Genomic DNA, 20,282 nt, shown 5'->3' on the forward strand with positions numbered 1-20,282 from the left:
GTGTTACAAGTTAACTAGCCTATAGTTTGACTGAAGATGTATAAGTTATCAACATGTCTGTTAGTACATCTCTAAGCAATTCCGGCATATAATATTGTTTGTCAGAAAGTGTGGATAGCTCTGGGTATAAGTATCCGAATGTAAACATATCAATCGTTCCTACCGTATATATCCGGTCTAATTCCAGCGATTCGCCGTTAATCAATACATCTTCTAGTAAAATTTTATTCCCTGGAATCGTATCTGGAATCACTTCCAAACCATCGTAAATCATTTTCCCCATTACTTTTCCACGAAATCCGAATCCTTTCACCTCAAGATTCTCCATATTCGGGCGGCGCGCTTTCAAAATAACTTCTCTTAACGTTTTCCCTGGTACTTTTAACAGACATGGATTAATTGGATGTGGACAAATCCGATGAATATCTCCGCGCGTCACAACACCTTCATTTAATCCCTCAAGAAGTACACCAGCATTCACCATCCCAACATCCGCATTACACCACTCTTTAAGTGCACTTGCCAACATATGAGAAAACGTCGTCTCCTTAAACCAATCAACCGGCAATGATTCTTTTAAATGAACGACAGGCTCAGCCATTATCTGTTTACTTTCTTCCTTTAGCATTTCAATTGTGGATAACGGCTCGCTATAAGCACCTAACCGTTCTGTCTTAATCGCTCTACCGTCTTTTTTCAACAGTCTCTTCGTCTCTTTATCCATAGTAAGCTGAACGTGACCGACGTAATGTCCCCACTTTTCACAACAGCAAAGCAAAGTATTATCCACAAGAACGCCACGCTCAAATAAATGATGCGTATGTGCCCCTAAAATAACATCTATATCATAATGCTCCGCCATATACTCATCCATACTTTTTCCAAGATGAGAAAGCACAACAGTAATATGAGCTGTATCCTTAACTTCTTCTAAAATAGACTCTAAATGGATGATTGGATCTTCAATATGCCAATCTAACATATGATAAAACTCTGGATAAGCTACCGTTAATCCAATAAAGGCAATCGTAATCCCATCTGTCGTTGTATGTAATTTATAAGGCTGCGCCCACGCCGGACGTACACCTTCTTTTTCAAATAAATTCGCTACGAGCACCTCAAACCCAGCATCATCATATAGACGATTCAAATGCTCTTTCGCCAATGTAATTCCTTCATTATTTCCGATCGTTACATAATCATATAGCGCCTCATTTAATAATTTTGTATTCCCAAGTCCATTTGTCGCTTCCGAAATACTATGAAAACGATCCACATGATCGCCAATATCCACAGTTAAAACAGTCTCTCCCGCTTCCTGTCTTCGCCTTTTCTCCCCTAGTACAAACCGAGAAATTTGCGGCCAATTTTCAAAATGACTATGTATATCGTTTGTATGATAAAGGTGGATGATTGTTTCTTTATTTATATTCAGAGAAAAAACCTCCTCTCAGTTCCTTACTGCCATTTACGCTATACGTACGCAATAATCCTGTAAATACTTTTCGTCTTTTCTTGCTATTCTACATTGTACTCGCATTAAGAGAAAAAGCAAAAGATTGCCCTTTTTAATATAAAAACTTTTTCTAGTGTGTGGAAGGATTTTAGTTGGTGGAGTTGGGTTGGGTTGGGTTGGGTTGGGTTGGGTTGGGTTGGGTTGGGTTGGGTTGGGTTGGGTTGGGTTAGGATTCGGGGGATTTGTCAAAAAGTTTAACAGAAATTCCGGTGGTTGGGGTTCGATTGGATTCTCCAATAGATTGTCAGTGGATTTGTCAGTATCTTTGCCTTACTTCCAGTCGTTCTTTTTTCATATAAAATGTTGCGGGGTATATGAAGAATTTCTTTTGTCTTACTTTGTCGATAAGTCGATATCCCTTGTCGAATCGTCGATACATTGCAATAATCGCCGATATATTCCGAGTTGTGGTCGATATATTTGAATAATCGCTGATATATTTTAATGGATACTAGACGGGGGATCACCCTACATATATACCTTGTAATACGACATATGTCGTGTTACAATCTCATCATAAGGTGGTGAACCATAAAATGGATAAAGAGATATTAAAAGGAAGTATTGATATTTTACTTCTCTCCATCATTAAACAGCACGATACGTACGGATATGAAATTATTCAAAAGCTAAAAGAAAACAGCAATGATCTATACACGATGAGCCAAGGTACACTCTATCCAGCACTTAAGCGCTTGGAACAAAAGGATTTAATCAATTCCTACTGGGGTGAATCTGAAACTGGTATGAAACGAAAATTTTATCGCATTACTACGAGCGGCAAGAAAATTTTAGAAGAAAAACTAACAGCGTGGGATTCAGTTACAGCTCTTATTAAAACTTGTCAGAAAGGAGCTTTAAATTAATGACGATTGAAGAATACATAAAGAGTATCGTTCAAAAAACAAACCTATCGCAACCTGATAGAGACGAACTTTACTTCGAAATTTACGATCATCTTACAAGTTTGAAACAAGAATTTCTCGATCAAGGAAAATCTGAAGAAGAAGCTACTACATTAGCCATTCAAAACTTCGGAGAAGCCTCTACTTTAGGAACTGAAATTGAAAAAGCGATGCAATCTTCTACGCAAAAATATGTACAGTGGATTGGTTGGGGATTATTTTTACCGTATTCATTTGTTTTATTATTTAAACTGTTGCTCGGGAGGCCAGCTTTTTACTTTGGTAATCTGAAGTACTTCTTTGAAACAGGTGACTGGCATTCTATACACGGTGGGTTAATAAACTTAGTTCCTTTCAGAAGTACAATCCGCTATTTAACTGAATTTGATTCTTATAATCTAGACATCGTACTTATGAATACATTAGGAAACGTCATCATATTTATCCCATTCGGATTCCTTCTACCTTTATTATTTAAACAAATAAACAATGTAAAAATGGCATCAAAAATTTTCATTAAGTTTATTTTATTAATTGAATCGTTACAACTCCTTACTTTTACTGGTGTTTTCGATATTGATGACATCATATTGAATATGTTAGGTGCTTTAATTGGATATGGTTCTTTCATTGGGATGAAACATATTTTGGAGCGTATTAAACCTGTGGATAAGGTGGATACGATTTAGGTTCGGGGTATACGGGCTGTTCTTCCTGTCGTAATTTGTTGATAAGTCGATATCCCTTGTCGAATCGTCGATATATTTGAATAATCGCTGATATATTTAGCTGAATACCCGCCTTAGTATTCGAAGCCTGACTTAACCAAGCACAACATAAAAAAAGCGCCCTGCACAACAGGGCGCTTTTTTCATACATATATTAGCCGATAGAACCTTCCATCTCAAACTTGATTAGACGGTTCATTTCAACTGCGTATTCCATTGGAAGTTCGCGAGTGAATGGCTCGATGAAGCCCATTACGATCATTTCTGTAGCTTCTTGCTCAGAAATACCGCGGCTCATTAGGTAGAATAATTGTTCTTCTGATACTTTAGATACTTTCGCTTCGTGCTCAAGTGAAACGTAATCGTTTTTGATTTCGTTGTAAGGAATTGTATCAGATGTAGATTGGTTATCCATGATTAACGTGTCACACTCGATGTTAGAGCGAGAGTTTTTCGCTTTTGGTCCGAATTGTACGATACCACGGTAAGTTACTTTACCACCATGCTTCGCAATCGATTTAGAAACGATTGTTGAAGACGTGTTTGGTGCTAAGTGAATCATTTTCGCACCAGCATCTTGGTGTTGGCCTTTACCAGCAATCGCGATAGATAATGTTAAACCACGAGCGCCTTCGCCTTTTAAGATAACTGCTGGATATTTCATCGTTAATTTAGATCCGATGTTACCGTCAATCCATTCCATCGTTGCGTTTTCTTCACAAACCGCACGTTTTGTAACTAGGTTGTATACGTTGTTCGCCCAGTTTTGGATTGTTGTATAACGGCAATATGCATCTTTCTTAATGATGATTTCTACTACCGCACTATGAAGTGAGTTAGTCGTGTAAACAGGTGCTGTACAACCTTCTACGTAGTGTACGTGTGCGCCTTCGTCTACGATGATAAGCGTACGCTCGAATTGTCCCATATTTTCAGAGTTAATACGGAAATACGCTTGAAGTGGTGTATCAACTTTAATACCTTTTGGAACGTAGATGAATGATCCACCAGACCAAACTGCAGAGTTTAATGCAGAGAATTTGTTGTCTGTTGGTGGGATTACTTTTCCGAAATGCTCACGGAAAATATCTTCGTTCTCTTTTAATGCGCTATCTGTATCTTTGAAGACGACTCCTAGATCTTCTAGGTCTTCTTTCATGTTGTGGTATACAACTTCAGATTCGTACTGTGCAGATACACCAGCTAAATATTTTTGCTCAGCTTCAGGAATACCTAATTTATCAAATGTCGCTTTAATTTCCTCAGGTACTTCATCCCAAGACTTCTCAGATTTCTCAGATGGTTTTACGTAGTACGTAATTTCATCGAAATCTAAGTCGTTTAAGTCGCCACCCCATTGTGGCATTGGCATTTCATAGAACTTATCCAGTGATTTTAAACGGAAGTCTAACATCCACTGTGGTTCTTCTTTCATACGTGAAATCTCTTCAACGATTTCTTTTGTTAAACCGCGTCCAGCACGGAAAATCGAAACGTCTTTATCCTTGAAACCATATTTATAATCGCCGATATCTGGCAGTTGCTTCGCCATGTTGGTGTGTCCCTCCTTATATAACCTCGTTTTTAGGAACCTTTAACATTACTTATCTTCGTTTAAGCCCTTTTCTAACGCTTTCCACGCTAATGTTGCACATTTAATACGTGCCGGGAACTTGCATACGCCTTGTAATGCTTCAATATCTCCTAAATCAATGCTGTCATCATACTCTTTTCCTAGCATCATGTCAGAGAAAATTTTAGAAAGCTTAAGGGCCTCTTCAATTTTCTTTCCTTTTACTGCTTGTGTCATCATTGAAGCTGAAGACATTGAAATTGAACATCCTTCGCCTTCAAACTTCGCTTCTTGTACAATACCCTCTTCTACTTTCATCGTAAGTTGAATACGATCGCCGCAAGTTGGATTGTTCAAGTTAACGGTAACACTATCTTCTAACACGCCATGGTTACGAGGATTTTTATAATGATCCATAATAACTTGACGATATAACGTATCTAAATTATTAAATGACATTTGTGAAATACTCCTTTGTCTTGATTAGTGATTCAACAAATGTATCAATTTCTTCTTTTGTATTATATAAATAGAAGCTCGCACGTGCTGTAGAAGAAGCTTTTAGCCACTTCATAAGCGGTTGTGCACAGTGATGTCCTGCGCGAACCGCAATGCCTTCTACATCTAATACAGTTGCTACATCGTGAGGATGTACGTCTTCAATATTAAATGTAACTAGACCAGCGCGATGCTTTGGACCATAAATTGTAACGCCATCTACTTCTGATAGTCTCTCTAAAGCGTATTGCGCTAATTCATGTTCATGCTTTTCAATATTATGAAGACCGATTTCTTCTAGGAAATCAATTGCCGCACCAAGTCCGATTGCATTACCGATAATCGGTGTACCTGCTTCGAACTTCCACGGAAGCTCTTTCCAAGTAGACTCTTGTAAGTCTACGAAATCAATCATTTCACCACCAAATTCAATTGGTTCCATATTGTTTAGCAATTCTTTCTTACCATATAATACGCCGACACCTGTTGGTCCGCACATCTTATGAGCAGATAATGCGTAGAAATCACAGTTTAAATCTTGTACATCCACTTTCATATGAGGTGCACTTTGTGCTCCATCAACGATCATGATTGCACCGTTTTCATGTGCGATTGCTCCGATTTCTTTTACAGGGTTAATCGTTCCAAGTACGTTAGAAACGTGCATGATAGAAACGATTTTTGTATTCGGTGTAACTGTTTGACGAACATCTTCTAAAGAAATTGTACCGTCTAGTTGAAGCGGAAGGTATTTTAAAGTTGCACCAGTTTTCTTCGCAACTTGTTGCCACGGAATGATGTTACTATGGTGCTCCATGTAAGAGATGACGATTTCATCGCCTTCTTTTACATTATCAAGGCCATAGCTAGCTGCTACTGTATTTAATGCAGTTGTCGTTCCGCGTGTGAAAATAATCTCTTCCATTGATTTCGCATTAATAAACTTGCGAACTTTCTCACGTGCACCTTCATACGCGTCGGTAGCTTTCGTACCGAGCGTATGAACACCGCGATGCACGTTAGAATTATATTCTTTATAATAACGTTCTAACGTTTCAATGACTTGAATTGGTTTTTGAGAAGTTGCTGCACTATCGAAATATACAAGTTGTTTGCCGTTCACTTTTTGATCAAGAATTGGAAACTGTTTGCGTATTTCATGAATATTCATTAGCGAACTTTCCTTTCAATTACCTCAACAAGCTGTGCCTTTACTCCTTCAATTGGAAGCTCATTTACTACAGGTGCTAAGAATCCATGGATGACTAAACGTTCTGCTTCGCGTTTTGGAATACCACGGCTCATCAAGTAGTATAATTGGTATGGATCTACGCGGCCTACTGAAGCTGCGTGACCTGCCATTACATCATCTTCATCGATTAAAAGAATTGGGTTTGCATCACCGCGAGCTTTCTCATCTAACATAAGAACGCGAGAAGATTGTTGTGCATTTGATTTAGATGCACCGTGTTCAATCTTACCAATTCCGTTAAAGATAGATGTTGCACTATCTTTTTGTACACCGTGTTTTAAAATCCAACCTTCAGAGTGTTTACCGAAGTGAACAACTTTAGTTGTAAAGTTTTGTGTTTGGTTACCACGACCAATTGTTACTGTTTTTGTATCAGCATATGATCCGTCGCCCATTAAATTCGTAACGTTCTCTGAAATTGTGTTTCCGTCATTCATAAGGCCTAGAGCCCAATCAATGCGGCCGTCGCGTCCAACAATACCGCGGCGGTTAACGTAAGTTGTTACGTCTTTTGCTAATAGATCAACCGCACCGAATTTCACTTGTGCGCCTTGTTCCACGATTACTTCTGCTACGATATTTGCAATACCTTTAGCATTTTCATTTGCAACGTAGTTTTCTACATATGTTGCAGTACTGTTCGCATCAGCTACGAATAATACGTGGTTATATACGTTAGCTTCTTCGCCGTCTACTAAGAATACAGCTTGAAGTGGAGTTTCAAGAACAACGTTTTTCGGAACATATACGAATGCACCGCCGTTGATTAATGCAGCATGAAGTGCAGTTAGACGATGCTCGTCTACTTTCACGCCGTCTTTCATTAAGTACTTTTGTACTAATTCAGCATGCTCTGTTGCAGCTGTTACGATGTCTGTAAAAATAACACCTTTTTCTTTTGCTTCGTCTGCTAAAGAAACGAAAGCAGTTGTACCAGTACGTTGTACTAATACGCTGTTATTTTCATCGATTAAGTTTTTCACTGCTTCTGGAAGCTCTGTTAAAGAACTTACAGGCTCTTGCTTAGCAGCGTCGCCTTTTCCGATAAAGTCCCATTTTTCAATTTTCGTTTTATCAGGCGTTGGCATTGGAAGTTCAGTTGCTTGTGCAAGAGCTTGTAAGCGGAACTCAGTCAACCAAGCAGCTTCGTTTACTTCGCTTGCGCGCTGACGGATTGTTTCTTGATCGAAAGGTAATGTACCGATTGTCATGTTTATGCTCCTCTCTTACGCTTCTTGCTCTGCTGTTTCGTCTTCAATACCTAATTCTTTTTTAATCCAGTCGTAACCTTCAGCTTCTAGACGTTGTGCAAGCTCAGGGCCACCAGATTTAACGATACGACCGTTCATCATAACGTGAACGAAGTCTGGAGTGATGTAGTTTAATAAACGTTGGTAATGCGTAATCATTAGGCAGCCGAACTCTTCGCCGCGCATTTGGTTAATACCTTTAGATACAACTTTTAATGCATCGATATCAAGACCTGAGTCGATTTCATCTAAGATTGCGATTTTTGGCTCAATCATCATTAATTGAAGAATTTCGTTACGTTTTTTCTCTCCACCAGAGAAACCTTCGTTTAAGTAACGTTGTGCCATTTCTGGATCCATTTCTAGGAATTCCATGTTTTTATCTAAAGTACGGATAAATTTCATAAGAGAAATTTCTTCGCCTTCTTCACGACGTGCATTAATTGCAGAACGTAAGAAGTCAGCGTTTGTTACTCCGCTAATTTCACTTGGATATTGCATTGCTAAGAATAGACCTGCTAGTGCGCGCTCGTCTACTTCCATTTCTAATACATCTTCACCGTCAATGATGATGCTACCTTCTGTTACTTCATACTTTGGGTGACCCATAATCGCAGAAGATAAAGTTGATTTACCTGTTCCGTTAGGTCCCATAATTGCGTGGATTTCTCCACCTTTTACTTCAAGGTTTACACCTTTTAAAATTTCTTTACCGTCGATTGATACGTGTAAGTCTTTAACCGTTAATGTAGAACCAGCCATCTCAATACCTCCATTAATCCTCTATATACATTTTAAAAATTCCTAAAACGTTCATATTCTCATTTTATTCTCATTCTAATCTTATAGCAAATAAAATGATATCGCAAACGACGAAAAAAAGTAACAATTTTTTCACAAATGTATATAAGTATTTCCCTTGCATCCTTATATGATACACTTTTCTTCTTATATATATAAAGAAAAAAGGACTGGGAATTTCCCAATCCTTTCCTGCACCTATTCGTTCACAGGAAGTACAGCACCTTTATATTCTTTGTTAATAAAATCTTGAATTTCTTTTGAATGTAGCACTTCTACTAGCTCTTTAATTTCTTTTTTCTTCTCGTCACCTTTACGAACTGCGATAATATTTGCGTAAGGAGAGTCTGATCCTTCAATTGCGATTGCATCCTTTGTTGGATTTAATTTCGCATCAATTGCGTAGTTTGAATTAATGAATAAAGCATCACCTTCATTGTTTTCGTACAGCTTCGGTGAAAGTCCAGGTTCTACATCTGTTTTAAACTTTAAATTTTTCGGATTTTCTACAACATCTTTTACTGTCGCTTTAACAACATCTACACCGTCTTTTAATTTAATAACGCCGCCTTTTTGTAACAACGCTAACATACGACCACGCTCAGCTACGTTATTACTCATAATAACCGTTCCTCCATCTGGAAGTTCTTTTAAACTTTTATATTTCTTAGAATAAATGCCCATTGGCTCTAAATGGATTTTTCCTGCGTTTACAATTTTATATCCCTTTTCTTGAATTTCTTTATCTAAATAAGGGATATGTTGAAAATAATTTGCATCGATTTCTTTATCAGCTAATGCCTTATTTGGTAAAACATAATCCTGGAATTTTTTTATCTCTAACTTAATGCCCTTTTTCTCTAATATTGGCTGTGCCTTTTCTAAAATAACAGCGTGCGGTATATTAGAAGCGCCAACGACAAGCTTATTCTCATCTTTCCCCCCGCAAGCAGCTAATGTAAATACAGACAGTGCTGTAACAACTGACAATAGAATCTTTTTCATATGATGTCCCCTTCTCCCCTATAGTTATGTAGTAAAAAAAGGACCGGCATACACCAGCCCTTTTTCCGCAATTATTCTTTTACAGGAACAACTGCCCCTTTATATTCTTTAGTAATAAAGTCTTCAATTTCTTTAGAATGCAGTACTTCTATAAGAGCTTTAATCTCTTTTTTATCTTTATCGCCTTTACGAACAGCTACTACGTTTGCGTATGGAGAATCATTTCCTTCAATTGCAATCGCGTCTTTTTCTGGGTTTAATTTCGCATCAATTGCATAGTTAGAATTAATGAGAACCGCATCGCCTTCTTTATTGTTATACACTTGTGGCAATAAACCAGGCTCGATATCTGTTTTGAACTTTAAGTTTTTCGGATTATCCGCAATATCTTTTGGAGTTGCTTTAACTGGCTCTACTCCGTCTTTAATTTTTAAAATGCCTTCTTTTTGTAAAATTGCTAAACCACGACCATGATCAGTAACAGAATTACTCATAATAATTGTCGCCCCGTTTGGAAGTTCTTTTAAGCTCTTATATTTTTGAGAATACACACCAATCGGTTCTAAATGAATTTTTCCTGCTATTTCAAAATCATATTTCTTATCTTTAATCTCTTTTTCTAAATAAGGAATGTGCTGGAAGTAGTTTGCATCTAATTCTTTATCTGCTAACGATTTATTCGGTAACACGTAGTCTTGGAATTTTTTAATCTCTAACTCAATTCCTTTTTTCTCAAGTAACGGTTTTGCCTTTTCTAAAATTTCAGCGTGCGGTACGTTAGAAGCACCAACAACAAGTTTTTTTTCATCTTTATCTTTCCCGCCACAAGCAGCTAACCCAAAAATTGAAGTTGAAATAAGTGCTGTAAGTAATAATTTTTTCATTTGAAATATCCCCCTGTTTTCATTATCTTTTATCTATTCGAGTCGTTAAACTATCACCAATCCACTGAATTAAAAATACAACGAGTAATACACAAATTGTCGCAACGATTGTTACATCGTTATTTCCACGCTGGAATCCCTCTAAGTAAGCAAGTGTTCCAAGACCACCAGCACCAACAACACCTGCCATTGCTGTATAGCCTACTAAAGCAATAGTAGTAACCGTAATACCAGATACTAACGCTGGTAACGATTCTGGAATTAACACCTTCAAAATAATTGTGCTTGTTTTTGCTCCCATCGCTTTTGAAGCTTCAATTACACCTTTATCAATTTCACGAAGCGCGATTTCAACCATTCTCGCATAAAACGGTGCTGCACCAATAATTAAAGCTGGCAGCGCTGCACTCGCTCCGAGAATTGTTCCAAGAAGAATCTTTGTGAATGGGATTAATAAAATAATTAAAATGATGAACGGTATAGAACGGAAAATGTTTACGAACGCTCCAATCACCGTATTAATCGCTTTATTTTCCCATAAATTATCTTTCGCTGTCATAAAGAGTAATAATCCTAAAATAAGTCCTAAAACAAATGTGGCAAGCGCTGCGATTGCCGTCATATATAACGTTTCACCAGTTGCTTCTAACATTTGATTCCAATCAATATTTGCGATTAACTTATCCATGTGCAATCACCTCCAGCTCTACTTGATCTTGATGAATCCCTTCTATTGCTTGCTGGATCGCTGTTTCTTCACCATTTAAATGAACGACTAAACTTCCGTAAGAGCCGTTATTCGTTTGCGCGATATTTCCTTGCAAAATGCTAACTTCTATATCACCGCGCTGCATTAACCTTTGAAGTACCGGTCTTTCTACCGCTTCACCGACAAACTGCAAACGAATTACTTTTCCATCTGGATACTTTTCTATTAAACTTTCAATCGTTTCATTTGTATCTTCAGAATCAGTTAACTGCTGTACAAATCGTTTTGTAATGTCTTGCTGTGGATTACGGAATACGTCAAGTACTGGACCCGTTTCTACGATTTTCCCTTTCTCCATTACAGCAACTCGATTACAAATTTTGCGAATAACGTGCATCTCATGCGTAATCAATACAATTGTTAAGCCGAGACGCTTATTAATATCTAACAATAAATCTAAAATTTGATCTGTCGTTTCCGGATCAAGAGCTGACGTTGCTTCATCACATAAAAGTACTTGTGGATTATTTGCTAACGCTCTTGCAATCCCGACGCGCTGCTTTTGTCCACCACTTAGCTGAGATGGGTACGCGTCTCCTCTTCCTTCTAATCCAACAAGATGAATTAACTCATCGACACGTTTTCTTCTCTCCGCCTTATCGACACCTGCAATTTCAAGTGGGAATGCGATATTTTCACGCACAGTTCGTGACCAAAGTAAGTTGAAATGCTGAAAAATCATTCCGATTTCTTGTCTTGCCTTACGAAGTTCATTTCCAGTAATCGCTGAAATCACACGATTCGCAATTGTAATTTGGCCAGAAGTTGGTTTCTCTAACTGATTAAACAATCTGATTAACGAACTTTTCCCAGCGCCACTATATCCAATAACACCAAATATTTCGCCTTTCTCTATTTGTAAGTTGGCGTTATCTACAGCAGTGACATCACCGCTTTTTGCCTTATATATTTTCTTTACATTTTCTAATAAGATCATGATGTTCACCCCTTTTTTTAATAAAAAGCGCAAGCGGCTCGTTTAGAACAAGAGGGCGTTGGAATCCCTGACGTAGAGGCGCTTTTTGCCTCATAGGAAGGGATGAAACGACCGACTGTTCTAGCCGCTGAAGCTAGATTTTGGATAGACTCCGCAATTTTTTTATTTTTGATGCGTGTAGTCCATCGTTATAGCTCCTCTTATTATTTGAATGTCCTCCGCATTCAAACGACAAAAAACCTTTCCGCTTCTAGAGAAGCAGAAAGGTTTATATGCGTATATAACAACATTATCCCTCTCTCTCATCTCTCAAAGCATTTGCTTTGCAGGAATTGGCACCATTTCAACATAAGTTGACGGTTGCCGGGCTTCACAGGGCACAGTCCCTCCACCTCTCTTAATAAGAGAAATCAGATTAAATTTTCGTCTGATTTAAAATTTATGAAATTGTCTATATTTTATGAATTGAATTGTATCAATATCCACACGCTCTGTCAACAGAAATTTTCGTAAAAAAAGAAACTTCAGAATTTTAAGCTCCGACTGACATCGGTTTACATATATGAAACATCGATTCAACTAATAACATCGTTCGATACGTTCCAGAATATTGTACCCGTCCATCACTCATTAACTTTTGCAACCTCATATTTCCAGTCACTAACTTTTGTACATCCTCTTCCTCTAAACAAACGATTTGTTCCGTTCCTCTCGCCTCTTTCAAAAGTTCTATATAATCTCTTGAAATTTGTAACGAACAGCATTCATCTCCAAAACGAAAATTAACAGTTCTTTCTCCTTGCCTTAAAAGCGGTTCTAAATGATATTGACCATTAGCGTAATTTACAAATGATTGAAGCAAAGAATATAATTTCATCCTAAACCACATCCCTCATATCACTTTCTATTACATACCATTCCCTCTTATTAAAGGGCAATCCTGTTATTTTCGCTCGACAAATACTGTATCTATCACGCATGTCGACATATTTCCCAAGAAATATGTCGAGGCGGCAAAAACTTTGCCGCCTACTTTAATTCCGTATATAAATATTCCACCGAATGAAATGCATATATTTTCTTCATCAGTGTCCCATTTTCAAAAATAAGTAAACACGGTACACTTTCTATCCCATACTCTTTCGCTAAATGCGGGGCATAATTTAAATCTAACATTCCAATTTTCAAATCTTCAATCGTCATCTCAACGACCGTTAACATCTTCTTTGCCAATTGGCATGTTCCACACATTGGTGTATACACATATAACACTGTTTTTTCTTCATTTCCTATTAGGGCTGTAGCTTCGGCACCTGTCCAATCAATCACTTCTATCATTCCTTACCGTAAATATTCTGTATAAACGTCAATGTCTGCTCCCCATAATACATTTGCTAAATGTAAAGAAGGTGCAGTCGCCACCTCGCGATACGAGCGATCAATATAAATATGCTCTGCTTGCGGAAATTCTTTTCGGAATTGTTTCCTTAACTTTTCTCCTGCATCATCAGCATCCACTAGCACATATACGTCCTTATCAAAAAATTGATCAATGAGCTCATCCATTTTCGACAAACCAATTGTACCATTTGTACAAACAATTTCCACTGGTTCACGAATAATAGATTCAATCTTTCTTCTATCCGATTTACCTTCTACAATAATGACTTTTTCCACATAAATCATATGTCATCACCCGATCACCATATACTATACAACCTTTAACTTAGTATATAGTATATTCGTTATTTTCATGTTGTTTCCTGTTTATTTTTGCAAAAGAAAAGCGCAAGCGGCTCGTTCAGAACAGGAGGGCATTGGAACTCCTGAACTAGAGGCGCTCTTTGCCTCAAGTGAAGGAGTGAAATGACCGACTGTTCTAGCTGCTGGAGCTGGATCACAACGAAAAGCGCAAGCGGCTCGCTCAGATTGTGGGGGGGATGGAGCTTCTGACGTAAAGGCGCTTTTTGCCTTGTAGGAAGAAGCGAAGCCACCGAACAATCTAGCCGCTGGAGCTGGACAATAACGAAAAGCGGAACCGACTGTTTAGCCCTGTTGGCTAAGGTTCTTTCGTACAGAAGACGCTTTTTGTCTTCTCGTACGGAAGGTTCTTAGACATGAAGGGCTAGGAGGTGGAGCTAGACAAAGAAAAGCGCAAGCGGCTCGTTCAGATTGTGAGGGGGATGGAGCTTCTGACGTAGAGGCGCCTTTTGCCTCACAGGAAGACGCGAAGCCACCGAACAATCTAGCCCGCTGGAGCTAGACAATGAAAAGCGCAAGCGGCTCGCTCAGCATGAAGCCTCCATGAAAAAAGTTTTTCAAAAACGTTCTCCTACATAATAATTAATATATATGTTTTTAAATTCATTATGTACACAACATAAAAAAGGACAGCACAAAGGCTGTCCTTTTTCTTCGACTATAATTAGTCTTGGTTTGTCATTTCTGCATATTTTTCTGCAGTTAATAACTTCTCAACTTGGCTTGCATCAGAAAGTTCAACTTTAACCATCCATGCACCCTCGTATGGAGATTCGTTAACTAGTTCTGGTTGGTCACTTAATTCTTCGTTTACTGCTACAACTTTACCACTTACAGGTGCGTATAGTTCAGAAACTGTTTTAACAGATTCTACGCTTCCGAATGGCTCGTCAGCTTGGATTGTTGCACCTACTTCAGGAAGTTCAACGAATACGATATCGCCTAACTCACCTTGCGCAAAATGAGTAATACCGATAACAACCGCATTACCTTCTGTTTTTACCCATTCGTGTTCTTCAGAGTAACGTAAATTATTTGGAATGCTCATGACTGTACCTCCAGTGAATGTATTAATTATGTAAAAATACCTTATTGGTACTTTTTCCACACACTTTCAAACTGCTCTTCGTTAAAACCAAGTGTTACACTCGTTCCATCTGTTACAATTGGACGTTTAATTAACATGCCATCAGATGCTAAAAGCTCATACATTTCGTCTTCGCTTGCATCCTTTAACTTATCTTTTAAACCAAGTTCGCGGTAACGCATTCCACTTGTATTAAAGAATTTTTTTAATGGTAATTCACTTTTCTCATGTAAATTACGTAAATCTTCTTTTGACGGTGGATTTTCAACAATATGAATCATCTCATATGCTACATCGTTTGCCTCAAACCATTTCTTTGCTTTTTGACATGTGCCACATTTTGGATATGAATAAAATGTTACTGTCATAAATTCACCTACTTTTTTACTAACCTTTACCTTTATCATATAGAAAACATTTTATTATTTCAAACGATTATTCGCTAAACTTTTACTTATTTCGTGATAATTTTTAATAATCCTGCTAATTTTTCTTATTTTTCCGCCATTTATTAAGAAAAAATAAATATATAATTTTTTAAAAATTTTTTCTCATCCCACGCCGAACATATATCTTAAACAAACGTTTGATTAATTTCATATTTTTCTACCTCAACCTTCGGAATACGTAGATTCTTTTATACCGAACATATACCTTAAACAAACGTTTGATTAATTTCATGTTTTTCTACCCCAGCCTTTGGAATACATGAATTCTTCCATACCGAACATACCTCTTAAACAAACGTTTGATTAATTTCATGTTTTTCTATATCACCTTTGGAATACATGATTTTCTATACCGAACATATATCTTAAACAAACGTTTATCCCGTATTAACGGGCAGTAAGACTCCCACCTCGAAATTCGGCAAATGCGAGGAAGTTAGATGGGAGATAACTTCCCGTAAAAGCCTGATTGGTGCGGGCTAATAATCAGTGGGGAATGGACAAAACCCCCACTGATTAAAGTTTCACTTTATTTAAAAAATAAGAAGTCCTTTTACAGGCTCCTTCATCATCGACTTAAATAGTCCGAAATGGTTTGAAATACTACTATATACATATTATGAATACTTTCTTCTGTATTTCCACCATTCGATAAACCTACTCCCCATTGTTGCCCTTCGCCACTTCCAATATTTGCAAAACCTTGCGCGTACATAGCATTTACATCTTTTGGTGCACTGTTATACTCTATATTTTTTGTAATAAAAGTCGAATATGATTTATCTTGTAAGCCAATAAAAAACACTGGTTTCTTTAACGATAAAAATAAATCTTTATACTGCTCTTTCGAAGCTTCTTGAAAGTGCTCTTTCATTATTAGAAAACCATCTACTGCTCCAGATTCCTTTTTCAGTTCTTCTAACTTAACGTTTTCAAACTTTATATTTCTAAACGTATCTTTCGGCTTTTCACCAACAACTCCAATTACGAGTGCTCTCCCGTTGTATTCTAATTTCTCTCCTTCTTTATCCTTTGCACACCCAGTACTCACTAGGCATAACAATATAAAAACTAAGAAATAAAATGAACGCTTCATATAGCACCCTCCCCCTCTTTTAAGTCAAGTGACAAAAATGTAAGGTGAATTCAAGAAAATGTAAGTAAAATCGATAGCCCAATTGGATTTTCTATATTATAATCAATTGAATTTATTTACATTACTAAAACATAGGAGATTATCATGAAGAAATTTAAACTTTCATCTCTTCTTCCGTTAAGTTATATACTTCTACTCGTACTCGTAAGTCCCCTTTACGATGTATTAAATAAATCTACTGTTCACGCAGTAGATGTCACAACTGTAGTAGATGATTGGATTCCATTTGTGAAAGCATTTATTATTCCTTACTTACTTTGGTTTCCATACTTATACGGTGCACTTATTTATTACTGTTTTGCTGATCGAAAGCAATATTATGTCACTTTAAGTAGTGTAATTCTTGGAAAACTTGCTTGTTTTTCGATTTACTTTTTTTGGCAGACAACTGTACCACGCCCAACCGTCGTTGGAACAGATGTATTTTCCGAACTAGTCCGCTATATTTATAGTATTGATCAACCAGTAAACTGTTTCCCAAGCATTCATGTCCTTACGACATTTGTAATTATGTTAGCTGCCTTTAAGCGCAAGGAACAGCATACTTTGGAATATTACATCCTTACTTTCTTCGGTACGCTTATTATTTTATCAACATTATTTACGAAGCAGCATGCATTTGTAGACGCCATTTCTGGAATGACGCTTGCAAGCGTACTTTACTTCGGCGTTCAGTTGTTATTAGCAAAAGAAACCGTACGTGTTCCAGTAAAACAAAATCAAAAAATGTAAAAAGCAGACTGTGGCTTCAGTCTGCTTTTCTCTATATTAAGGAGATTTTCAAATTAAGATTGTGGTACAGTCATGTCACCAGAATGAATACGACCTGCTTTTTTAAGAGCAATGTACAGTATATAAGAAACAGCTACTGGAATGATGATATAAGTGATTACCATCGCTGGGACAACTTCCCACCCTTGGCTGGAAATTAAATTAATTGGTGCGATAAGAGAGCTTAATCCAAGACCTGCAATTTCTTTTCCTGCTTCCAGTTGGAAAATTAATGCTGATACTGGGCCCACTATAGCACTGGCGACGACAGTTGGGATGAGAATCATTGGATTTTTAGTAATGTTCGGCAACTGTACTTTTGGAGTACAAAGTGCCTGAGCTAATATGCCACCTAAATTATTCTCTTTCGCTGAAATAACAGAGAATCCGATAAACTGAGCAACACATCCTGCAAGTGCTGCACCGCCTGCAACGCCGTCTAAGCTAAGCGCTATCGCTAACGCAGCTGATGAAGCTGGAGAGATAAGTAACAATCCCCAAACTACAGCAATCACGATAGAAGCGATAAACGGGCTACCAGCTGAACTATCTTTAATGAATGCTCCAACTGTATTTAAAACTGGGCTAATATTTTGAGCTAACCAAATACCGACTAAACCAGAACCTAATATTGCTGCAAATGGAACGAGCATCATATCTAAAGCAGTTTTTCCGCTTAATCGTTTACCAATATAAACTGCTAAAGTCGCTGTTAATAATGCACCGATTGGTTCACCTGTTTTAATGATGAGACCAGCTTCAGTAATTGAAATGGAACCTGCTCCAATTGCTCCAGCTACCATTGCTGAGAAAATTACGAGTCCGTTTGCACCAAGCATAAAAGCAATTCCGGCTCCAATTGCTGGTGCCATAAGTGATTTTGCAACAACTCCGATTGTAATAAGTAATGGTATATCAACAATTCTTCCTATATTTTCGATCAGTAAACCAATTCCAAGGGATACGAAAATACCCTGTGCGATTCCGGCAGAAGCTTTAAACACACGAGACATTATATATTCCTTCATTTGTTTCACCTTCTCCTATAATTTAGTAACCAATTGTTTTCATATAATCGCGTAAAACATCGTTTGATTTTGCAAAGCGACTTTCTTCATCTTCTGATAAGTTTAGTTCTACCACTTCTCTTACACCGTCTCTAGTAATAATTGCTGGTACTCCTGTACAAATATCATATTCGCCATATTCACCATCTAAAATAGCTGAAACAGCGATAACACGGTGATCATCATTGAAAATTGAGCGAGCAATATAAGCTAAAGAATTTCCGATTCCGTAATAAGTAGTTCCTTTACGCTTATAAATTTCCCATCCCGCTTTTGCAGTCTTCTCAACAATTTCATCTAAATCGATTTCACCAAATCGTTCTTTTTGTTCCTCTAAAATTTGTAGAATCGGCTTACCACCGACAGTTACGTGAGACCAAGCAACCATTTGAGAATCACCATGTTCTCCTAATGAATACCCATGAATACTACGAGGATCTACATGTAACATTTCAGATAGAATTGTTCTTAAGCGAGAAGAATCTAGTGATGTACCAGTACCAATCACACGATTTCTAGGTAATCCAGATAGCTTCCACACTTGATATGTAATAATGTCAACTGGGTTCGATGCGAGTAAGAAAATGCCATCAAATCCACTTTCTATGACGCCGCCAACAACAGCCTCCATAATCTTAGCGCTGGCTCCTAAAGTGTCTAAACGACTTTGTCCAGGCTTCGGCGCTGGTCCTGCTGTAATAATGACAATGTCCATATCTTTGCAGTCTTCATAACTTCCTGCATATACTTTTGTTCTTGTATTTGTAAAGTTAATGCAGTGCGATAAATCCATCGCTTCTCCAACTGCACGTTCATGATTTATATCAATTAACAATAGCTCTTCGCAAATCCCTTGGTTTACAATGGAATACGCACAGCTTGATCCAACTAATCCAGTACCGATAATTGCAATTTTTCTTGTGTTTCTATTCATAGCAATCTCTCCTAATTGATCATGTAGTCTATTTCTTTCGTTCTTTACACCCCTAATTATAGAGGTTCTCACGATAGAAACCATGGATACTTTGTGAAATATTGAGCAAAGTTTTTGTCCTTTTTGTGAATTGTCATATTACATTTTCGTCATATTTGTTACAACTGAAAAAATATTTATTATGTATTTATTGACATATACCAAACAAAAAAACGAGCGAATCCATTCGCTCGTTTCATTCATCACACTATTCCGCACTTAATTGACTTTTCAATTGCTGCACAATCATTGGATTAGCAGGTGCTGCCGGCTTATAATAACTTTTTTGCTTTGCGTATTCATACATATTACGTTGACGGGATTCATCTTGATTACGAATTTGAATTAACGTTTGATGTAACTGTTCATTATCAGACTGAGAAATATAATTTGCATAACTTGTTAAACTTGAGTTTAACCCTGCTAAATAATCATTTACCATATCTTTTTCATTCATTTCTCTCTTCCTCCTATCCTAGAAAATTCATTAATTGCTGTTTCGTATTTCGTGCATCTTGTGCATCCTTTTGTAGCATTTGCTTTAGCTGTGGATCTGTACAAGCCTGTGCATACTGGTCCAATTTGTTAATAATCGTCGCATGTCCACCAATTAAATGACGTAAGTTTTCTACTTCAAGCTCTGTTAAGTTTTGCATAGAATACTCCTACCTTTCTTCTTTCATTCTCCTTTAGTATTCTGTTCTTTCTAAATCATATTCATTAAAAAGCTTTCTTACATTTCAAATCAATCACATCTATTTATAAATCCAATAAAATGTTATAATTACAGAAAAATACAAATTTTCAACAGGTAACCTATAACAACAATATAATCCACAAACAACCCATAGCATAGTAGGTAGGTGTGCTTATGCAAAAACATTTTAAAGTTATCTTCTT

Annotated in this window: 23 protein-coding genes and 1 riboswitch; of the genes, 3 read left to right on the forward strand and 20 right to left on the reverse strand. The window is 37.3% G+C overall.

The window, feature by feature from the left end:
- Window positions 1–19: 19 nt before the first annotated feature.
- Window positions 20–1,435: a bifunctional metallophosphatase/5'-nucleotidase gene (locus QCI77_RS25310; protein ID WP_353825794.1), complete on the reverse strand. Its 1,416-nt coding sequence runs from the start codon at window positions 1,433–1,435 to the stop codon at window positions 20–22.
- A gap of 617 nt (window positions 1,436–2,052) precedes the next feature.
- Here QCI77_RS25310 and QCI77_RS25315 point away from each other — a divergent pair.
- A complete protein-coding gene (locus tag QCI77_RS25315; protein ID WP_001990837.1) occupies window positions 2,053–2,382 on the forward strand; it encodes a PadR family transcriptional regulator in 330 nt (109 codons plus the stop codon).
- The gene (locus tag QCI77_RS25320; RefSeq protein WP_193652091.1) at window positions 2,382–3,110 is read left to right on the forward strand and encodes a VanZ family protein; all 729 of its coding nucleotides are present in this window, start codon (window positions 2,382–2,384) and stop codon (window positions 3,108–3,110) included. The genes QCI77_RS25315 and QCI77_RS25320 overlap by 1 nt, the downstream gene beginning before the upstream one ends.
- Window positions 3,111–3,303: 193 nt before the next feature.
- Here QCI77_RS25320 and sufB read toward each other — a convergent pair whose 3' ends face one another.
- The 15 genes from sufB to QCI77_RS25395 all read right to left on the reverse strand — a co-directional run bounded on the left by sufB (window position 3,304) and on the right by QCI77_RS25395 (window position 16,511).
- Window positions 3,304–4,701, reverse strand: a complete 1,398-nt coding sequence (gene sufB, locus QCI77_RS25325) for a Fe-S cluster assembly protein SufB (RefSeq protein ID WP_002015928.1) — start codon at window positions 4,699–4,701, stop codon at window positions 3,304–3,306.
- 48 nt (window positions 4,702–4,749) lie between these two features.
- Window positions 4,750–5,181: a Fe-S cluster assembly sulfur transfer protein SufU gene (gene sufU, locus QCI77_RS25330; protein WP_002089369.1), complete on the reverse strand. Its 432-nt coding sequence runs from the start codon at window positions 5,179–5,181 to the stop codon at window positions 4,750–4,752.
- Entirely contained in the window at window positions 5,171–6,391 is a 1,221-nt protein-coding gene (gene sufS, locus QCI77_RS25335) for a cysteine desulfurase SufS (RefSeq protein WP_002015930.1), read from the reverse strand. Before sufS ends, sufU begins: the two co-directional genes overlap by 11 nt.
- The gene (gene sufD / locus QCI77_RS25340; RefSeq protein ID WP_002089372.1) at window positions 6,391–7,683 is read right to left on the reverse strand and encodes a Fe-S cluster assembly protein SufD; all 1,293 of its coding nucleotides are present in this window, start codon (window positions 7,681–7,683) and stop codon (window positions 6,391–6,393) included. Before sufD ends, sufS begins: the two co-directional genes overlap by 1 nt.
- Window positions 7,684–7,698: 15 nt before the next feature.
- Entirely contained in the window at window positions 7,699–8,484 is a 786-nt protein-coding gene (gene sufC / locus QCI77_RS25345) for a Fe-S cluster assembly ATPase SufC (RefSeq protein WP_002015933.1), read from the reverse strand.
- Between the two features lie 237 nt (window positions 8,485–8,721).
- On the reverse strand, window positions 8,722–9,528 hold the full coding sequence (gene metQ, locus QCI77_RS25350; RefSeq protein ID WP_002089377.1) for a methionine ABC transporter substrate-binding lipoprotein MetQ: 807 nt from the start codon (window positions 9,526–9,528) through the stop codon (window positions 8,722–8,724).
- Window positions 9,529–9,599: 71 nt separating this feature from the next.
- Window positions 9,600–10,412, reverse strand: a complete 813-nt coding sequence (gene metQ / locus QCI77_RS25355; protein WP_002015935.1) for a methionine ABC transporter substrate-binding lipoprotein MetQ — start codon at window positions 10,410–10,412, stop codon at window positions 9,600–9,602.
- Between the two features lie 22 nt (window positions 10,413–10,434).
- Entirely contained in the window at window positions 10,435–11,100 is a 666-nt protein-coding gene (locus QCI77_RS25360; protein WP_002129754.1) for a methionine ABC transporter permease, read from the reverse strand.
- A complete protein-coding gene (locus tag QCI77_RS25365; protein ID WP_061673671.1) occupies window positions 11,093–12,118 on the reverse strand; it encodes a methionine ABC transporter ATP-binding protein in 1,026 nt (341 codons plus the stop codon). The genes QCI77_RS25360 and QCI77_RS25365 overlap by 8 nt, the downstream gene beginning before the upstream one ends.
- A gap of 299 nt (window positions 12,119–12,417) precedes the next feature.
- A riboswitch (SAM riboswitch) is annotated at window positions 12,418–12,525 on the reverse strand.
- A 125-nt stretch (window positions 12,526–12,650) separates the two neighbouring features.
- Window positions 12,651–12,995 carry a hypothetical protein gene (locus tag QCI77_RS25370; RefSeq protein ID WP_002015939.1) on the reverse strand — a complete coding sequence of 115 codons (345 nt, stop codon included), beginning with the start codon at window positions 12,993–12,995 and terminating at the stop codon, window positions 12,651–12,653.
- Window positions 12,996–13,147: 152 nt separating this feature from the next.
- Window positions 13,148–13,456: a thioredoxin family protein gene (locus QCI77_RS25375; protein ID WP_002015940.1), complete on the reverse strand. Its 309-nt coding sequence runs from the start codon at window positions 13,454–13,456 to the stop codon at window positions 13,148–13,150.
- Window positions 13,457–13,459: 3 nt separating this feature from the next.
- Window positions 13,460–13,804, reverse strand: coding sequence for a toprim domain-containing protein (locus QCI77_RS25380; RefSeq protein WP_353825613.1), 345 nt, complete (start codon window positions 13,802–13,804; stop codon window positions 13,460–13,462).
- A 739-nt stretch (window positions 13,805–14,543) separates the two neighbouring features.
- The gene (gene gcvH / locus QCI77_RS25385) at window positions 14,544–14,927 is read right to left on the reverse strand and encodes a glycine cleavage system protein GcvH (RefSeq protein ID WP_000026895.1); all 384 of its coding nucleotides are present in this window, start codon (window positions 14,925–14,927) and stop codon (window positions 14,544–14,546) included.
- Window positions 14,928–14,968: 41 nt separating this feature from the next.
- The gene (locus QCI77_RS25390) at window positions 14,969–15,334 is read right to left on the reverse strand and encodes an arsenate reductase family protein (protein WP_002129756.1); all 366 of its coding nucleotides are present in this window, start codon (window positions 15,332–15,334) and stop codon (window positions 14,969–14,971) included.
- A gap of 649 nt (window positions 15,335–15,983) precedes the next feature.
- Complete coding sequence (locus QCI77_RS25395; protein ID WP_353825615.1) at window positions 15,984–16,511, reverse strand: hypothetical protein; 528 nt, start codon at window positions 16,509–16,511, stop codon at window positions 15,984–15,986.
- Window positions 16,512–16,655: 144 nt separating this feature from the next.
- Between QCI77_RS25395 and QCI77_RS25400 the strand changes: the two genes are divergently transcribed.
- Window positions 16,656–17,303: a phosphatase PAP2 family protein gene (locus QCI77_RS25400; protein ID WP_098636703.1), complete on the forward strand. Its 648-nt coding sequence runs from the start codon at window positions 16,656–16,658 to the stop codon at window positions 17,301–17,303.
- Window positions 17,304–17,356: 53 nt separating this feature from the next.
- Here QCI77_RS25400 and QCI77_RS25405 read toward each other — a convergent pair whose 3' ends face one another.
- The 4 genes from QCI77_RS25405 to QCI77_RS25420 all read right to left on the reverse strand — a co-directional run bounded on the left by QCI77_RS25405 (window position 17,357) and on the right by QCI77_RS25420 (window position 20,038).
- A complete protein-coding gene (locus QCI77_RS25405) occupies window positions 17,357–18,370 on the reverse strand; it encodes a PTS sugar transporter subunit IIC (RefSeq protein ID WP_002143642.1) in 1,014 nt (337 codons plus the stop codon).
- A 22-nt stretch (window positions 18,371–18,392) separates the two neighbouring features.
- On the reverse strand, window positions 18,393–19,343 hold the full coding sequence (locus QCI77_RS25410; protein WP_483298985.1) for an L-lactate dehydrogenase: 951 nt from the start codon (window positions 19,341–19,343) through the stop codon (window positions 18,393–18,395).
- A gap of 247 nt (window positions 19,344–19,590) precedes the next feature.
- Window positions 19,591–19,839 (reverse strand): spore coat protein, encoded by a 249-nt coding sequence (locus tag QCI77_RS25415; protein WP_002034620.1) that lies wholly within the window; start codon window positions 19,837–19,839, stop codon window positions 19,591–19,593.
- A gap of 13 nt (window positions 19,840–19,852) precedes the next feature.
- Window positions 19,853–20,038: a hypothetical protein gene (locus QCI77_RS25420; RefSeq protein ID WP_201034464.1), complete on the reverse strand. Its 186-nt coding sequence runs from the start codon at window positions 20,036–20,038 to the stop codon at window positions 19,853–19,855.
- Between the last annotated feature and the right edge of the window lie 244 nt (window positions 20,039–20,282).

This window comes from Bacillus cereus group sp. MG9 (assembly GCF_040459995.1).
GTDB lineage: Bacteria > Bacillota > Bacilli > Bacillales > Bacillaceae_G > Bacillus_A > Bacillus_A mycoides.

Excerpts from the sequence above, each read along its gene's own strand:
- sufC (WP_002015933.1), bottom strand. The coding sequence starts at position 8,484 with ATGGCTGGTTCTACATTAACGGTTAAAGACTTACACGTATCAATCGAC.
- QCI77_RS25375 (WP_002015940.1), bottom strand. The coding sequence starts at position 13,456 with ATGATAGAAGTGATTGATTGGACAGGTGCCGAAGCTACAGCCCTAATA.
- sufS (WP_002015930.1), bottom strand. The coding sequence starts at position 6,391 with ATGAATATTCATGAAATACGCAAACAGTTTCCAATTCTTGATCAAAAA.
- metQ (WP_002015935.1), bottom strand. The coding sequence starts at position 10,412 with ATGAAAAAATTATTACTTACAGCACTTATTTCAACTTCAATTTTTGGG.
- QCI77_RS25365 (WP_061673671.1), bottom strand. The coding sequence starts at position 12,118 with ATGATCTTATTAGAAAATGTAAAGAAAATATATAAGGCAAAAAGCGGT.
- QCI77_RS25395 (WP_353825615.1), bottom strand. The coding sequence starts at position 16,511 with ATGAAGCGTTCATTTTATTTCTTAGTTTTTATATTGTTATGCCTAGTG.
- sufB (WP_002015928.1), bottom strand. The coding sequence starts at position 4,701 with ATGGCGAAGCAACTGCCAGATATCGGCGATTATAAATATGGTTTCAAG.
- QCI77_RS25405 (WP_002143642.1), bottom strand. The coding sequence starts at position 18,370 with ATGAAGGAATATATAATGTCTCGTGTGTTTAAAGCTTCTGCCGGAATC.
- gcvH (WP_000026895.1), bottom strand. The coding sequence starts at position 14,927 with ATGAGCATTCCAAATAATTTACGTTACTCTGAAGAACACGAATGGGTA.
- QCI77_RS25400 (WP_098636703.1), top strand. The coding sequence starts at position 16,656 with ATGAAGAAATTTAAACTTTCATCTCTTCTTCCGTTAAGTTATATACTT.
- QCI77_RS25415 (WP_002034620.1), bottom strand. The coding sequence starts at position 19,839 with ATGAATGAAAAAGATATGGTAAATGATTATTTAGCAGGGTTAAACTCA.
- metQ (WP_002089377.1), bottom strand. The coding sequence starts at position 9,528 with ATGAAAAAGATTCTATTGTCAGTTGTTACAGCACTGTCTGTATTTACA.
- QCI77_RS25320 (WP_193652091.1), top strand. The coding sequence starts at position 2,382 with ATGACGATTGAAGAATACATAAAGAGTATCGTTCAAAAAACAAACCTA.
- QCI77_RS25380 (WP_353825613.1), bottom strand. The coding sequence starts at position 13,804 with ATGATTTATGTGGAAAAAGTCATTATTGTAGAAGGTAAATCGGATAGA.
- QCI77_RS25370 (WP_002015939.1), bottom strand. The coding sequence starts at position 12,995 with ATGAAATTATATTCTTTGCTTCAATCATTTGTAAATTACGCTAATGGT.
- sufU (WP_002089369.1), bottom strand. The coding sequence starts at position 5,181 with ATGTCATTTAATAATTTAGATACGTTATATCGTCAAGTTATTATGGAT.
- QCI77_RS25420 (WP_201034464.1), bottom strand. The coding sequence starts at position 20,038 with ATGCAAAACTTAACAGAGCTTGAAGTAGAAAACTTACGTCATTTAATT.
- QCI77_RS25315 (WP_001990837.1), top strand. The coding sequence starts at position 2,053 with ATGGATAAAGAGATATTAAAAGGAAGTATTGATATTTTACTTCTCTCC.
- QCI77_RS25360 (WP_002129754.1), bottom strand. The coding sequence starts at position 11,100 with ATGGATAAGTTAATCGCAAATATTGATTGGAATCAAATGTTAGAAGCA.
- QCI77_RS25410 (WP_483298985.1), bottom strand. The coding sequence starts at position 19,343 with ATGAATAGAAACACAAGAAAAATTGCAATTATCGGTACTGGATTAGTT.
- QCI77_RS25390 (WP_002129756.1), bottom strand. The coding sequence starts at position 15,334 with ATGACAGTAACATTTTATTCATATCCAAAATGTGGCACATGTCAAAAA.
- sufD (WP_002089372.1), bottom strand. The coding sequence starts at position 7,683 with ATGACAATCGGTACATTACCTTTCGATCAAGAAACAATCCGTCAGCGC.